This window comes from Adhaeribacter aquaticus DSM 16391 (genome assembly GCF_000473365.1).
Lineage (GTDB): Bacteria > Bacteroidota > Bacteroidia > Cytophagales > Hymenobacteraceae > Adhaeribacter > Adhaeribacter aquaticus.
This window is the reverse complement of the sequence record NZ_KI421517.1, coordinates 1,531,242-1,545,128: the sequence shown is the minus strand read 5'-3', so window position 1 is coordinate 1,545,128 and position 13,887 is coordinate 1,531,242. Positions and strand designations below refer to the sequence as shown.

The following is a 13,887-nucleotide window of genomic DNA, read 5'->3' as shown; positions in this document are numbered from 1 at the left end:
CTAAATATAGCAGCCTTGCTATTCACTAGCAAGGCTGCTGAAAAAAAATCAAAACTTAGTGAAGTTCACTTTTAGATTTTTAAATATTAGATATATTGATTAATAATATTTTCAAGCAATTCTTGCTTACCGCTGATTTGCTGAGGCTCACCGTTGCGAATTGCAATTTGGGTTAACTCTTCGAAAGTAAGTTTACCTTGCTCAAACGCCTGGCCATCACCACTGTCGAAAGAAGCATACCGCTGCTGACGGATTTTTTTGTAATCAGATTTTTCTAATACATCAGCTGCGATTAATAAACCACGGGCAAAGGCATCCATACCACCAATATGCGCATGGAATAAATCATCCAGGTCAGTAGAGTTACGACGTAGTTTAGCATCAAAGTTAACTCCACCCGTCATGATTCCGCCACCTTCTAAGATAACCAGCATGGCTTCTGTTAATTCGTAAAGGTCTACCGGGAACTGGTCAGTGTCCCAACCGTTTTGGTAGTCACCACGGTTAGCATCAATAGAACCTAACATACCAGCATCTACAGCTACCTGTAATTCGTGGGCAAACGTATGGTTAGCTAAAGTTGCGTGATTAGTTTCTAAGTTTAATTTGAAATCGTCTTGTAAACCAAATTTGTTTAGGAAACCAATTACTGTTGCAGCATCAAAATCGTACTGGTGTTTGGTTGGTTCCATTGGCTTAGGCTCAATTAAGAAAGTACCTTTAAAGCCTTGTTTCCGGCCATAATCACGTGCCATTTCTAAGAAACGAGCCATGTGCTCCACTTCCCGCTTCATGTTTGTGTTCAATAAAGACATATAGCCTTCACGACCACCCCAGAACACGTAGTTTTCGCCACCTAAAGCAATAGTAGCATCAATAGAGTTTTTAACCTGAGTAGCGCCGTAAGCAATTACATTAAAGTCTGGGTTAGTAGCAGCACCGTTCATGTAACGTGGGTTAGAGAACAGGTTAGCAGTGCCCCATAATAATTTAATGCCTGACTCTTGTTGTTTTTGCTTGGCATACTCCACAATAGCTTGCATGTTCTTTTCAGTTTCCTGAATAGAGCTGCCTTCATCAATAAGGTCTACATCGTGGAAGCAGTAATAATTTACACCTAACTTAGAGGTAAATTCAAAAGCAGCATCCATTTTGGCTTTAGCATTACCTAAAACATCGGTTTTGCTTACCCAAGGGAACTGGCGGGTACCCGGACCAAATGGATCTTCACCGGTACCGTTAAAAGAATGCCAGTAAGCAATAGCAAACCGGAAGTGTTCGGCCATTGTTTTGCCAGCAACAACACGATTTTCGTCGTAAAATTTAAAAGCTAACGGGTTGTTGGACTCGCGGCCTTCGAAGCTTATTTTTTTGATGTTCGGGAAGTATTCTTTACTTCCGGTAGTGACTTTTACTGCCATTGAATTTGTTTAAGTTTATGGTTTAAAATTTAATTCGTACAAGTAAATAGTGTACGGAATAAAGTTTTAAGTTTGTTTAAAAAATTGATTAAAAGTAAATAGTATTCTTATTGAACAGCTGCTAACTGGTTTTCCAAAACCTTTAGCCAGCGCTGATAAATTTCTTCGTACAAAGATTGTAACTCTTTCTGGGGCTCTAAAGAGCGGGTACAGGTTAATCCTACAAAGGAAGAGGCATAATCTGGATAAATACCCGCACCCACACCTGCGGCACGGGCAGCTCCCTGCGAACCATCTGTATTATAAAGCTCAACTACTGTATCGGTAACGGTAGCAAATGCCTGCGCAAATAACGGACTTAAGAACATATTGGCATCACCGGCTTTTACGGTCTTTGCTTTAATGCCCATTTTGTTCATGATGTCAAAACCGTATCGTAAGGCAAATATGATTCCTTCCTGAGCAGCGCGAGCCAAATGGCCCCGGGTATGGGTGGTAAGCGAAAGCCCGGTAATAGTAGCACCTACCTGCTTGTTTTGTAGTATTCTTTCGGCACCGTTACCAAAAGGTAATATTGTTAAGCCATCGGCACCAATAGGAGCTTGGGAAGCAATGTCATTTATTTCCGGATACGAATACTGGTATTTATATTTTTCGGAAGTAAATAAGTTTTTGCGTAACCAGGAGTTTAATATACCGGTTCCGTTAATACAAAGTAAGGTGCCGGTTATAGGATTAGTCTCGGTGCTGTTTACATGCAAGAACCCGTTTACCCGAGAAGCCGGATCATAAGCAGGTGTTTGGTTTATACCATAAATTACGCCGGAGGTACCGGCAGTAGCAGCAATTTCACCCGGATTTAAAACTCCCAACGAGTAAGCATTATTGGGTTGGTCACCGGCCCGGTAGCCAATTGGGGTGCCGGGAGCCAAACCTAATTCCTGAGCAGCCACTTCAGAAACTTCTGCTTGACGACTAAAAGTTGGTACAATTTCAGGAATCAGATTAGCATCAATGCCATAATATTCCAATAATTCAAAAGCCGGCCGGTTTTCTTTAAAGTTCCAGAGAATGCCTTCAGAAAGACCGGAGGCAGTAGTTTGTGCCTTACCAGATAATTTCATAGCAATAAAATCACCAGGAAGCATAAATTTATCTATTTGGGCATAAATATCCGGTTCGTTTTCTTTAACCCATTTAAGTTTAGAGGCGGTAAAGTTGCCGGGTGAATTTAGGTAGCTACCCAGGCATTGTTCTGCCCCCAGGTCTATAAAAGCCTGATTGCCTATTTGCACGGCCCGGCTATCGCACCAAATAATAGATGGCCTTAATACGTTTTGATTTTTATCCACAACCACTAATCCATGCATTTGATAAGCAATACCAATTGCTTTTACATCAGCCGCCTGTATACCAGTTGCCTGCAATACCCGCTGCGTGGTCTCCTTAATATATTGCCACCAACGATTCGGATCTTGCTCGGCCCAGCCTTCATTCTGAACCAACATTTCCATTTCAACTTCCGGGGCAAAAGCCGATGCAACTGCTTTCCCAGAACTTGCTTCAAGAAGAGTAGCCTTCACTGAAGAGCTGCCAATATCATATCCTAATAGATACATGAATTATAATGTTATTGTAAATTTTACAATATTATAAATACTAAATTATATCTCCAAGTATATTTATTTTAAAATTATAAAAGTATTTTTGAATCAGGTTTTCACTATCAATAAGTAAAATAAATTAATTTACTAAATCAGATCAGCATCTGAAAAGAGTTTATACCTGCTTATTTAGTAATATTTTGTATTTTAGTTGCTTAATTGATTAACCTCAGTAAATAACAACTTTTTCCCATTATATCTTTTTATACGGACACCTTTAATATTTTATGGATTATAACCCGGACCATATTCTTCCCTCCATTTCTACCGACTCTATTATTTTTGGTTTAGACGATGATAAATTAAAGGTTCTATTGATGAAACGGGTAATTGAACCCGTAGGGAAGTGGTCGTTGCCCGGCGGATTTGTGCTGGAACATGAAGATTTGGATATTGCTGCTCGCCGTATTCTGGATCATACCACAGGTATGAATAATGTGTACATGGAACAGGTACACACTTTTGGGGAAGTAGATCGCTTTCCGGGCCGACGGGTAATTACGGTTGCTTATTATGCCTTAATTAACTACACCTTAGAAAATTTAAAACCGGGACCAGAAGCTTCTGAAATCCATTGGGTTGATATTACACAATTACCGGAACTGGCATTTGATCACCGTCATATAATTGATATAGCCCTGGTGCGGTTACAGGCTAAAGTAAGAACAGAACCAATTGGCTTTGAGCTCCTGCCTGCAAAATTTACCTTAACGCAGTTACAAAGGCTTTACGAAGCCGTTTTAGGCACTGCTTTTGATACCCGCAACTTCCGGAAAAAAATCCTTAAAATGAATTTGTTATTGCCGCTTAACGAAAGCCAAACCGGCGTGCCGCACCGGGCTGCTCGTTATTATAGTTTCAATAATGATACTTATGTTAAATTGAAGAAGAAAGGTTTTACTTTTGAACTATAACAATGGCATCGTACTATGAAAATATTAGTTGTAGAAGATGAACCAAAGGTTGCCGCCTTTATTAAAAAAGGGTTGGAAGAGCAGGCATATGAAGTAGATCAGGCCTACGATGGTTTTTATGGCAGAAGGCTGGCGCTGGAAAATGAATATGACTTAATTATTCTGGACGTAATCTTACCGCAGCAAAATGGACTGGAGGTTTGTAAGCAAATTCGGGAGAATAATGCGGTTGTGCCAATATTAATGTTAACGGCCTTAGGAAATACAGAAGATAAAATCAGAGGTTTGGATTCAGGAGCAGATGATTATTTGGTAAAGCCTTTTGTTTTTCAGGAGTTATTGGCCCGCATACGGGCTTTAACCCGACGCACCCACGATGGTCCGCGTAATGAGGTATTACGTATTGCTGATTTAGAATTGGATTTAGCTAAAAAGACGGTTAATCGATCTAACGTACCTATTAATCTTACAGCCCGGGAGTTTGCCTTATTACATTACTTGATGCGTAACAAAGAAAGAGTTGTTTCGCGGGTGGATATAATAGAACAGGTGTGGGAAACTTCTTTTGATACCGGTAGTAACGTAATAGATGTTTATATTAATTTCCTTCGGAAAAAAATAGATAAGGACTTTAGCCCTAAGCTTATTCATACATTAGTAGGTATGGGCTACGTGTTAAGAGAAGGGTAACTGTATGAAAATCCGGACCCGGTTAACACTCCAGTTTACCTCCATTTTTGCCATAATTTTAGTTTTATTCTCCTTAATTGTTTATTTTTTCTACTCCTATTCTGATAGTAGTGCCTTCTATGATAGTTTGGTAAACCGGGCTAATGTTGTGGCTCATGTTTACTTAGATGCTGATAAAGTAAGCAAAGAAAGCTATAGAAGGCTACTGCGTAAATATTACCAGACCCTGCCACACGAAATAGTACAGGTTTATAATTGGGAAGGGAAAAATGTATTTCGGGAAGGGGAAGGTTCCATTGCTATTAAGCCCGAACTGTTAGAAAGTGTCAGAAGAGAGGGAAAAATTCTGCTGCGGGAAAATAAAAGACAACTAGCCGGTATTATTTTTAATGATGAAAAGGGTAAGTTTATTGTTATAGCTTCCTCTATTGATGAGCTTACCCAAAAAGAACTGAAAGATCTCCGGTTGATATTAGGAGTAGGGTTTTTACTCTCTATGGTAGTGGTGGTAGGTAGTGGATGGGCTTTTTCCAAGCAAGCTTTGCGTCCTATCCTGAAAGTAGTTGATGAGGTGGAACAGATAAGTGCTTCTGATTTGCACCTTCGGTTAAGCCAGGCAGATGGGGCAGATGAATTATCACACCTGGCTCAGACCTTTAACCGCATGCTGGACCGGTTGGAAAGTGCCTTTGATATGCAAAATACCTTTATTTCCAATGCTTCGCATGAGCTGCGTACTCCATTAACGGCTATGATTGGTGAATTAGAGGTAGCCTTAATGAAGCCCCGCGAAATAACCGAATACCAACATGTTTTATATTCCATTCTGGACGAAGCCCGGATGTTAACCCGTTTATCAAACGGTATGCTCCAGATTGCCCATGCCAGCTTCGACATATCTAAAATTAAACTTACCCCTATCCGGTTTGATGAGTTGGTTTACCAGGCTGGTTCTGAAGCCCAAAAACGTAACCCTAAATTTAAAATTGATATATATTTTGATCAGTTGCCAGAAGACGAACGCAAAATAATGGTGAAAGGCAATGAATCATTGTTATTAATTGCCTTATTAAATGTATTTGAAAATGCCTGTAAGTTTTCGGATGGTAAGCCAGTGGCTGGTATCATAAAAGTAGATCACCAACGGATTTTATTAATTGTTAAAGACCAGGGGGTGGGAATTACTCCTTCAGATTTAAAAAAGGTCTTTGTGCCATTTTTTCGAGCCGATAATGTTCGGGATACTTCCGGTCATGGTATTGGCCTGCCTTTAGCCGAAAAAATAATGAAGCTCCACCGGGGCACTATCCAAATTTCCTCTCAGATAGCAGTGGGCACAGAAGTAACTATCAGCCTTTATAATTTATCGGAGATTTTAATTAAATTTTAATTAAAACAGCATTAAAATGACATTAATAAAAAATTAAAATAAAATTAAAATTTAATCTGTTTTTAATGTTATTTTAATGCTGTTTTAATATTGAGTTTCTAGATTATATGTTTAGATATCTAAACAATATAATATGCAAAAACAGTCTAGTACTTTTAATATTGCCTCTTTAAAGAAAGATTTACCAGCTGGTCTGGTTGTTTTTCTGGTGGCATTACCTCTTTGTTTAGGCATCTCTCTGGCTTCAGGCGCACCTTTATTTGCTGGACTTATTACAGGCATTGTAGGTGGTGTTGTGGTTTCTATGCTAAGTGGTTCTGCTTTAAGTGTCAGCGGACCGGCAGCTGGGTTAACTGTAATTGTTTTAAACGGTATTCAAAGTTTAGGAAGTTTTGAGGCTTTTCTATTAGCTGGGTTAATAGCAGGTTTTCTGCAACTGGTTTTAGGATTTGCAAAGGCGGGCATCATAGGCTTGTATTTTCCGTCTTCTGTAATCAGAGGCATGCTGGCCGCTATTGGTTTGATATTAATAATAAAACAAATACCACACTTTTTAGGGGCTAATGAGCATCTTCTCGGCGAAATGTCATTTTTTTGGGCAGATGGCAAAAATACCTTCTCCGAGATAAGACGTGGATTTAATAGCATGGAGAAAGGAGCCTTAATTATTGGCTTGTTTGCCCTATTAATTTTAGTTATTTGGGAAAGCAAACCGCTGCAACGAATTTCTTTTTTTAAATTGGTTCCCGGTGCATTGGTAGCGGTTATTGCATCTGTTTTTCTAAATCAGGCTTTTAATATTTTTAATCCTGACCTTTTTATTGCGGATACCCACATGGTACAGTTACCAGTTGTAGCATCTCCAGTGGAAATATTAGGCGAATTAAGACTTCCGGATTTTTCACAAATAACCAATCCGCAGATTTATATTACCGCTTTTACGATTGCTATAATTGCCAGCTTAGAAACTTTATTGAGTGTAGAAGCAGTAGATAAATTAGATCCGTATAAACGGATAACGCCTCCTAACCGGGAGCTTAAAGCACAAGGTATTGGTAATATTGTTAGTGCCTTATTGGGTGGTTTGCCCATGACAGCGGTAATCGTAAGAAGTTCAGCTAACGTAAATGCTGGTGGCCAAACCAAGCTTTCCAGTTTTGTACACGGTATTTTATTATTACTTAGTGTTCTTTTTTTATCTGAGTATATCAACCATGTTCCACTTTCTGCATTAGCGGCAATTTTATTGATGGTAGGGTTTAAATTAACGAAACCCGCTTTATATAAAGCTCAATGGCGGTTAGGAACTGAGCAATTTATTCCGTTTATCATTACTATTCTGGCTATTTTATTCACAGATTTATTAAAAGGTATCACTGTTGGTTTAGTAATAGGGATTTTTTATATATTAAGAGCTAACTATAAATCACCCTTCTTCTTCCAGAAGAATCGTGATCTTGGTGAGGATATTATTAGAATTCAGTTAAGTGAGAATGTTACCTTCTTAAATAAAGCCAGCATTGTTTTGACCCTTGATCATTTGCCTGAGAATAGCAACGTCATTATTGATGGCTCTAAATCTACCTTTATTGATTATGATGTGCTGGATGCCATTCATAATTTTAAATTTAATGCTTCAGCAAAAAATTTAAAGGTAGAATTAATAGGGATACCAGAAGTAACCAGTGTGGTTTCTCATTAGAGAATGTATTTGAATGTCTTGAAGTTTTAAATAATAAGTAGATAAAAAAAGCCGCTATTTTTAGCGGCTTTTTTTATCTACTTATTATTAGTTACCATTCATAGTCTCTGGATGAGGAAGATCCATAATTATATGGCGGACCATCGTTTCTGGAGTTGTTAGAACCCCGGTTTGAGCGGTAATCATCATTCCGGTGATTGCGCTCATATCGGTTTGCTCTTTCTCTATCTTCTCTTTCCTCTTCTGTAATCCGGTCCCAGGCATTACTGATATAATTACCTACCCGGTTAAAGAAACCTTCTTCTTCGTGATTGTCCATCCGGTTTTCGTTCCGGCGACTTTGGTTATACCGATTTTCATTGTATCCGCGCTCTTGATTATTAAAGTTTTGATACCTATTGTCAGGCGAATACCGGTTCTGATTATTATAGTTATTTTGGTCGTAATTTCGGTTTTGGTTATACTGCTGGTTACGGTTCTGATTCTGGTTGTACCGGTTATCATCGTCATTGGTCCAGCGGTTCCAAGTTTCGTTTATCCGGTCACCAGTTCTTTCAAAGAAATCACTGTCGCCGGAACGGTGACGGTCGTAATCCCGGTCCTGGGAATGGTTGCCGTAATTGTTTCTATATTGCCGGTGATCAACTTGCCAACGATTCTGATTCTGGTGTTCCTGGTTTTGGTTGCGTTGCCAGCTATTTTGTTGGGGTTGTTGCCGTTGTTGATTCCGGTTCTGATTTTCGTTCCCGTACAAATTTATATGTTCATTTGGGTGGCGCATTAACGAATTCCGATCATAATGATCATCAGTACTTGGGTCGGAGCCAGGCCGGTTAATATGGGTATTAGTGTTACTTGCCTGGTAAGGAGTTAGTCGCCGGGGATTTTCGTCACCAAACCTAAACGTATTGAAGGACGAAGTGTCCGAGTTTTCAAAATTTCTCATAGTAGTATATTATTTTAAGTGGATAATACCTAACTACTTGGCGCAAACCAAGTCTTATAATTTACGGAGAAGTCTTGGATAGGTTAAAAGTTTATGCATATACCCGCATTTTAGAGGCGCTTGCTACGATCTTGATTTTCAAATGGTTTTAAATTATAAAGCGTTTCCTTTAATAGTAAGATAAAGTTCTTTAAAAAGTACTAAACTATTTTATAAGTTAATTATGTTGTGTGGCTGTAGGTTTAAGTTATACCCTTTACAAAACAACATGAAGTTAAAATTATTAGCAATAGCAGTTTCTATGGCAGCCCTAACGAGTTGTGAAGAATTGTTTGATGATGGCACCAAGCTTGATGGGTCCACACCTTACATTATGCTAAGTTCCCCAAATGAAAATAGTGTTTTTGCTAAAAACCAAAACGTTGCAATTCACTCCGAAATCACTGATAAGGATAATATCAATCAGTTAGATGTAAATATTACCCAACTGAATCAGGATGGTAGTAAAGCTTTGTGGGGGTTTTCTAAACAGCCTAAAAAGAATCCGGTAATACTTGATACTACTTTTAATACGAGTAATTTGGCGGCCGGAAATTATCTGTTATCTGTAACTACCATTGATGGTCGTAATAATACAGGTACTAAAGAAATTAAATTTACTATTAGTAACTAAATATTTCATTTTTATAAAAAAGCCGGTATGTAATTACATACCGGCTTTTTTTGTTATACCCCAGACAGTTCGCTCTTATTTAAATTAAGTTCTTTAAACCAAGACATTGCCTGCACAAAATAAGGAGGTGGGAAATACCTGTAATCTCTTATTTTTGCATAATAGTTTTACCCTGGATAGCAGCATTGAAAGTTTGTATAGCAGAAAAGCCAAGTGTAGCGCGTGAAATTGCGCAGGTAATTGGAGCCCGAAATAAGAAAGATGGTTACTTTGAGGGCAATGGTTACCAGGTAACCTGGACGTTTGGTCATTTTTGTCAGTTGCGGGAGCCGGAAGATTACAAACCCGAATGGAAACGCTGGAGTTTACATGAATTGCCTATGGTGCCGGATCAGTTTGGAATTAAATTAATGCAGGACAAAGGCGTTCAGAAGCAATTTAAAATTATAAAGGATCTATTAAAAAATGCTACTGAGGTAATTAATTGCGGAGATGCCGGGCAGGAGGGAGAAGTTATTCAACGGTGGGTTTTAACGGAAGCAAAATTCAGAAAGCCTTTTAAAAGATTATGGATATCTTCTTTAACCGAGGAAGCCATCCGCCAAGGTTTTTCTGCTCTCCGCGAAGGAGCAGAATTTGACTCTTTATACCAGGCTGGAAAAAGCAGGGCCATCGGTGATTGGTTACTGGGCATGAACGCCACCCGCTTGTTTACGCTGAAATATGCGCAGGGCCGGCAACTATTATCGCTGGGGCGGGTGCAAACGCCTACCTTGGCCATGATTGTAAACCGGTACCACGAAATCGAGAATTTTAAACCTGAACCTTTCTGGGAGTTAAAGACCGTATACCGTGAAGCCGTTTTCTCCAGTACCGAAGGAAAGTTTACCATCCATGAAAAAGCCTTAAAAGTTTTAGAAGCGGTAACCGGAAAACTATTAACCATTACCGACATTGAAATTAAAAAGGGTACCGAAAGTCCTCCGCGGCTTTTTGATTTAACTTCTTTGCAGGTAGAATGTAATAATAAATTAGCTCTTTCTGCTGACGAAACTCTTAAAACGGTTCAAAGCCTTTATGAGAAAAAAGTAGTTTCTTATCCCCGGGTAGATACCACCTTCCTGCCAGATGATATGTATCCTAAAATTCCGGGTATTTTACAGAATTTAAGCAATTATAGTGCTTTAACGCAACCGTTGTTAGGTCAGAAAATTCGAAAAACAACCAAGGTATTTAATAATAATAAAGTTACCGATCACCACGCGATTATACCTACCGGCGGAAATGCCTCTTTAGGAAATACAGAAGCCAGAGTTTTTGATATTATTACAAAACGGTTTATTTCTGCATTTTATCCGGATTGTATTGTTAGTAATACTACTGTAACAGCTGAGGTTGATAGCCATGTATTTAAAGCCAAAGGTCGGCAGATATTAGAGCCTGGCTGGCGGGTGGTTTATGAGAAAGAAGCTAAAGAACCAGCCAATAAAGAAGAGCGGGAAGGCGAAGAGAAAGAAGATAATGCCATCCTGCCTATTTTTACCAAAGGCGAGCAAGGTCCGCACGAGCCGCGCTTGGATAGTAAAATGACCTCGCCGCCCAAAGATTTTACCGAAGCAACTTTGTTACGGGCTATGGAAACAGCCGGCAGACAAATAGAAGACGAAGACCTAAAAGAGGCATTAAAGGAAAATGGTATTGGCCGACCTTCTACCCGGGCCGCCATTATTGAAACTCTTTTCAGGAGGGAATATATCCGGAAAGATAAAAAAAGAATAATTCCTACTCAAACTGGTATTGATTTAATTGGAATCATCCAGAACCCGACTTTAAAATCGCCGGAACTTACGGGCCAATGGGAACGGAAACTCCGGCAGATAGAAAGCGGCAATTTTACTTCAGATGCTTTCTTACGGGAATTAAAAGAACTTGTGGGGGAAATGGTACAGGAGGTAAAGGCTGATAGGGGCACCATCCGTATTGAGCCTAAAGCTACGCCACCTGCACCAACTGAAAAGAAGGCACCAGCCAAAGGAGAAAAAAAGGAAAAAAAAGAAGCTTCGTCCGGATTAATTGGTTCGTGTCCGGTTTGCCAAATTGGTACGGTATTAAAAGGATCTTCGGCTTATGGCTGTTCTCGGTGGAAGGAAAACTGTCACTTCCGGCTTCCTATTGTTTTTAAGAATAAAACCTTAACAGAAAAACAAATCAGTACCCTTCTGCAAAAAGGAAAGCTGCCCCTGAAAGGTATTAAGGAAGAAGGGGAGGCTAAAGCAAATGATGGTGTATTAACGTTAGTAGAAGGGAAAGAGCTCTTTTTTGAGATAACGGAAAAAGCTCCGAAAGCTGCCCAGGTAAATATTTGTCCAAAATGTAAACAGGGTCAAATGCTGAAAGGTAAATCTGCCTATGGATGCAGCCGGTTCCGGGAAGGCTGCCAGTTCATTGTTCCTTTCGCTATTGCTGGTAAAACCATTTCCGATAAAACTTTTTCTGATCTTATTCAAAAAGGCAAAACACCTAAAATCAAAGGTTTTACTTCAACCAAAACCGGAAATAAATTTGACGCTTCTTTATTGTTAAATAGTGAATTCAAGGTGGTATTTCAGTTTGATTAACTAAGTGCTACTTTATTATTTAGGATTTTAAATAATATAGAATATAATTGTTTTGTAACTACAGGTTCAGGTAAAAAGTATAAGTATAGTAATATTTTGATATTGATACTTTTTACAAATGAAACAAGTGTATTTTTACCAGCGGACCTTGGGTTATTTGCTGGTACTGGTATTGCTTTTCATGGGCGTTTCCTGCGACCCATTCGATTATAGCCCCAATGAAGTTTTACTGGCTTCTGACGAAAAAAATTTAAACCAGAAAAATATTGATAAGATTACTGCCTTAGGTATAACAGCTACTGATACCTTAAGAATAGCTTTGATTTCTGATACCCAGCGTTTTTATGATGAAACAAAGAAGGTAGTTAACGTTATTAATGATATTAATGCCAACAAAAAAAGTCGGATTCACTTTGTAATTCATGGCGGAGATATTTCTGATTTTGGTTTGTTGGAAGAATACCGATGGCAACACCAGATTCTGAAGAAGTTAGCCATGCCTTATGTCGTGGTTTTAGGCAACCACGATTGTGTGGCCAATGGGAAAAAAGTGTACCGCAACATGTACGGACCCTACGATTTCTCTTTTCAGGTTGGGGCCAACCGGTTTGTTTTTATGAATACCAATACCATGGAGTTTGAAAGTGATATCCCACTTTTTGACTATATGGAAAACAGCCTGAAAGATGTAAATAATTATAAGAATGCCTTTATAGTTAGTCATGTGGCCCCATATGATCCTGATTATAATAGGGCTAAAGAAGAGCCATTTGCTTCCATCGTTCGGAATTACAAGGTAAAGTATTCCATCCATGGGCACCAACATACCCATAGTTTTAAGCAGCCTTACAACGATAACCAAAACTATTTAATTATTGGCAGTGTGGAAAAGCAATCTTTTGTACTCATGACTATAATAGGTGAAAAGGTGACTTATGAAGTAATCAAATTTTAAGCAGATTATCCATGAAGCTAAAATATTTACCCTTATTTATATTTTCCCTGCTAGTATTAAGGGCCCACTCTGGCAAAGCACAGGACTCGCAGAATTCAAATACCGACAGGCCCTGGTATTTACCAGACCATGTAGCCATACAATTTGCCGGCAACATTGGGTTATTAGCGGTTGGTCCTGGCTATAGCTACCTACGGGACAAGGTGGATACCGAATTTTTATACGGCATAACTCCAGGATTCGAAACCAATACCAGTATCCATATTATAACGGCTAAAACCTCTTACCATCCAGTGCTGTGGGAGTTTAAGAATGGCATCATGCTGGAACCCCTTAAAATAGGAACAGGAATTAGTTATTCCATAGGCCGCCAATTTCATACTACCTGGCCAGCCAGGTATCCGGATGGATATTATTGGTGGACTACCAGCTTTCGGTTTACACCATATCTGGGATTTAGCATCAGTAAAACAGTAGGAAACCAACAATCAGGTATAAAACGAATTGCTTTTTCTCCGGAAATTGGTACCCATGATTTAGCCCTGGTTAGTTTTCTAAATAACAAGCATTTAGGCTTTGGAAAAATTTTAAATCTGGCGTTTAATGCCCGGTTTATTTTCTAAAGCAACCTTTAAAGGTGCCAGGAGTTAAGTATAAACTACTGGTTTGTTTAAGAATTATAAGTTATGCAACCTATAGGGAAAATAATATTATTTGCCGGTTTGGGCATTGCTTTTATTGGCCTCATTATCTGGTTATTTGGCAACAAGCTAAACTGGTTTGGTAATCTGCCAGGTGATATTCGGATTGAGCGTCCTAATTTTAAATTTTACGCCCCAATAGTAAGCATGCTGTTGCTGAGTATCTTGTTTAGTGCGGTTATGTGGGTTATCCGAAGGCTTTTCTAAAGCGGG

At 39.0% G+C, this 13,887-nt stretch carries 12 protein-coding genes; 9 read left to right on the top strand and 3 right to left on the bottom strand.

Features of this window, described 5'->3' with window-relative positions; genetic code table 11:
- Positions 1-86: 86 nt before the first annotated feature.
- Positions 87-1,421 (bottom strand): xylose isomerase, encoded by a 1,335-nt coding sequence (gene xylA, locus ADHAQ_RS0108885; protein ID WP_026462632.1) that lies wholly within the window; start codon positions 1,419-1,421, stop codon positions 87-89.
- Positions 1,422-1,528: 107 nt separating this feature from the next.
- Positions 1,529-3,040 carry a xylulokinase gene (locus tag ADHAQ_RS0108880; RefSeq protein ID WP_026462631.1) on the bottom strand — a complete coding sequence of 504 codons (1,512 nt, stop codon included), beginning with the start codon at positions 3,038-3,040 and terminating at the stop codon, positions 1,529-1,531.
- A gap of 272 nt (positions 3,041-3,312) precedes the next feature.
- Here ADHAQ_RS0108880 and ADHAQ_RS0108875 point away from each other — a divergent pair, with 272 nt between their 5' ends.
- The 4 genes from ADHAQ_RS0108875 (at position 3,313) to ADHAQ_RS0108860 (ending at position 7,781) form a co-directional block, all read left to right on the top strand.
- The gene (locus tag ADHAQ_RS0108875; protein WP_026462630.1) at positions 3,313-3,999 is read left to right on the top strand and encodes an NUDIX hydrolase; all 687 of its coding nucleotides are present in this window, start codon (positions 3,313-3,315) and stop codon (positions 3,997-3,999) included.
- Positions 4,000-4,014: 15 nt separating this feature from the next.
- Positions 4,015-4,689: a response regulator gene (locus ADHAQ_RS0108870; protein WP_026462629.1), complete on the top strand. Its 675-nt coding sequence runs from the start codon at positions 4,015-4,017 to the stop codon at positions 4,687-4,689.
- A gap of 4 nt (positions 4,690-4,693) precedes the next feature.
- Positions 4,694-6,079 (top strand): HAMP domain-containing sensor histidine kinase, encoded by a 1,386-nt coding sequence (locus tag ADHAQ_RS0108865; protein ID WP_026462628.1) that lies wholly within the window; start codon positions 4,694-4,696, stop codon positions 6,077-6,079.
- Between the two features lie 133 nt (positions 6,080-6,212).
- Entirely contained in the window at positions 6,213-7,781 is a 1,569-nt protein-coding gene (locus ADHAQ_RS0108860; RefSeq protein WP_026462627.1) for a SulP family inorganic anion transporter, read from the top strand.
- 91 nt (positions 7,782-7,872) lie between these two features.
- Here ADHAQ_RS0108860 and ADHAQ_RS0108855 read toward each other — a convergent pair whose 3' ends face one another.
- Positions 7,873-8,727, bottom strand: a complete 855-nt coding sequence (locus ADHAQ_RS0108855; RefSeq protein WP_026462626.1) for a hypothetical protein — start codon at positions 8,725-8,727, stop codon at positions 7,873-7,875.
- A 268-nt stretch (positions 8,728-8,995) separates the two neighbouring features.
- Between ADHAQ_RS0108855 and ADHAQ_RS0108850 the strand changes: the two genes are divergently transcribed.
- From ADHAQ_RS0108850 to ADHAQ_RS27620, 5 genes are all read left to right on the top strand, one after another.
- Positions 8,996-9,400 carry a hypothetical protein gene (locus tag ADHAQ_RS0108850; RefSeq protein ID WP_026462625.1) on the top strand — a complete coding sequence of 135 codons (405 nt, stop codon included), beginning with the start codon at positions 8,996-8,998 and terminating at the stop codon, positions 9,398-9,400.
- Positions 9,401-9,585: 185 nt separating this feature from the next.
- Positions 9,586-12,018, top strand: coding sequence for a DNA topoisomerase 3 (locus ADHAQ_RS0108845; protein ID WP_026462624.1), 2,433 nt, complete (start codon positions 9,586-9,588; stop codon positions 12,016-12,018).
- Between the two features lie 118 nt (positions 12,019-12,136).
- On the top strand, positions 12,137-12,973 hold the full coding sequence (locus ADHAQ_RS0108840; protein WP_026462623.1) for a metallophosphoesterase family protein: 837 nt from the start codon (positions 12,137-12,139) through the stop codon (positions 12,971-12,973).
- Positions 12,974-12,984: 11 nt separating this feature from the next.
- The gene (locus ADHAQ_RS0108835) at positions 12,985-13,596 is read left to right on the top strand and encodes a hypothetical protein (protein WP_026462622.1); all 612 of its coding nucleotides are present in this window, start codon (positions 12,985-12,987) and stop codon (positions 13,594-13,596) included.
- 63 nt (positions 13,597-13,659) lie between these two features.
- Positions 13,660-13,881 carry a DUF2905 domain-containing protein gene (locus ADHAQ_RS27620; RefSeq protein WP_071781102.1) on the top strand — a complete coding sequence of 74 codons (222 nt, stop codon included), beginning with the start codon at positions 13,660-13,662 and terminating at the stop codon, positions 13,879-13,881.
- Positions 13,882-13,887 lie beyond the last annotated feature (6 nt).

Bases quoted from the DNA above. Each gene is read 5' to 3' on its own strand.
- xylA (WP_026462632.1), bottom strand. From the start codon at position 1,421: ATGGCAGTAAAAGTCACTACCGGAAGTAAAGAATACTTCCCGAACATC.
- ADHAQ_RS0108880 (WP_026462631.1), bottom strand. From the start codon at position 3,040: ATGTATCTATTAGGATATGATATTGGCAGCTCTTCAGTGAAGGCTACT.
- ADHAQ_RS0108875 (WP_026462630.1), top strand. From the start codon at position 3,313: ATGGATTATAACCCGGACCATATTCTTCCCTCCATTTCTACCGACTCT.
- ADHAQ_RS0108870 (WP_026462629.1), top strand. From the start codon at position 4,015: ATGAAAATATTAGTTGTAGAAGATGAACCAAAGGTTGCCGCCTTTATT.
- ADHAQ_RS0108865 (WP_026462628.1), top strand. From the start codon at position 4,694: ATGAAAATCCGGACCCGGTTAACACTCCAGTTTACCTCCATTTTTGCC.
- ADHAQ_RS0108860 (WP_026462627.1), top strand. From the start codon at position 6,213: ATGCAAAAACAGTCTAGTACTTTTAATATTGCCTCTTTAAAGAAAGAT.
- ADHAQ_RS0108855 (WP_026462626.1), bottom strand. From the start codon at position 8,727: ATGAGAAATTTTGAAAACTCGGACACTTCGTCCTTCAATACGTTTAGG.
- ADHAQ_RS0108850 (WP_026462625.1), top strand. From the start codon at position 8,996: ATGAAGTTAAAATTATTAGCAATAGCAGTTTCTATGGCAGCCCTAACG.
- ADHAQ_RS0108840 (WP_026462623.1), top strand. From the start codon at position 12,137: ATGAAACAAGTGTATTTTTACCAGCGGACCTTGGGTTATTTGCTGGTA.
- ADHAQ_RS0108835 (WP_026462622.1), top strand. From the start codon at position 12,985: ATGAAGCTAAAATATTTACCCTTATTTATATTTTCCCTGCTAGTATTA.
- ADHAQ_RS27620 (WP_071781102.1), top strand. From the start codon at position 13,660: ATGCAACCTATAGGGAAAATAATATTATTTGCCGGTTTGGGCATTGCT.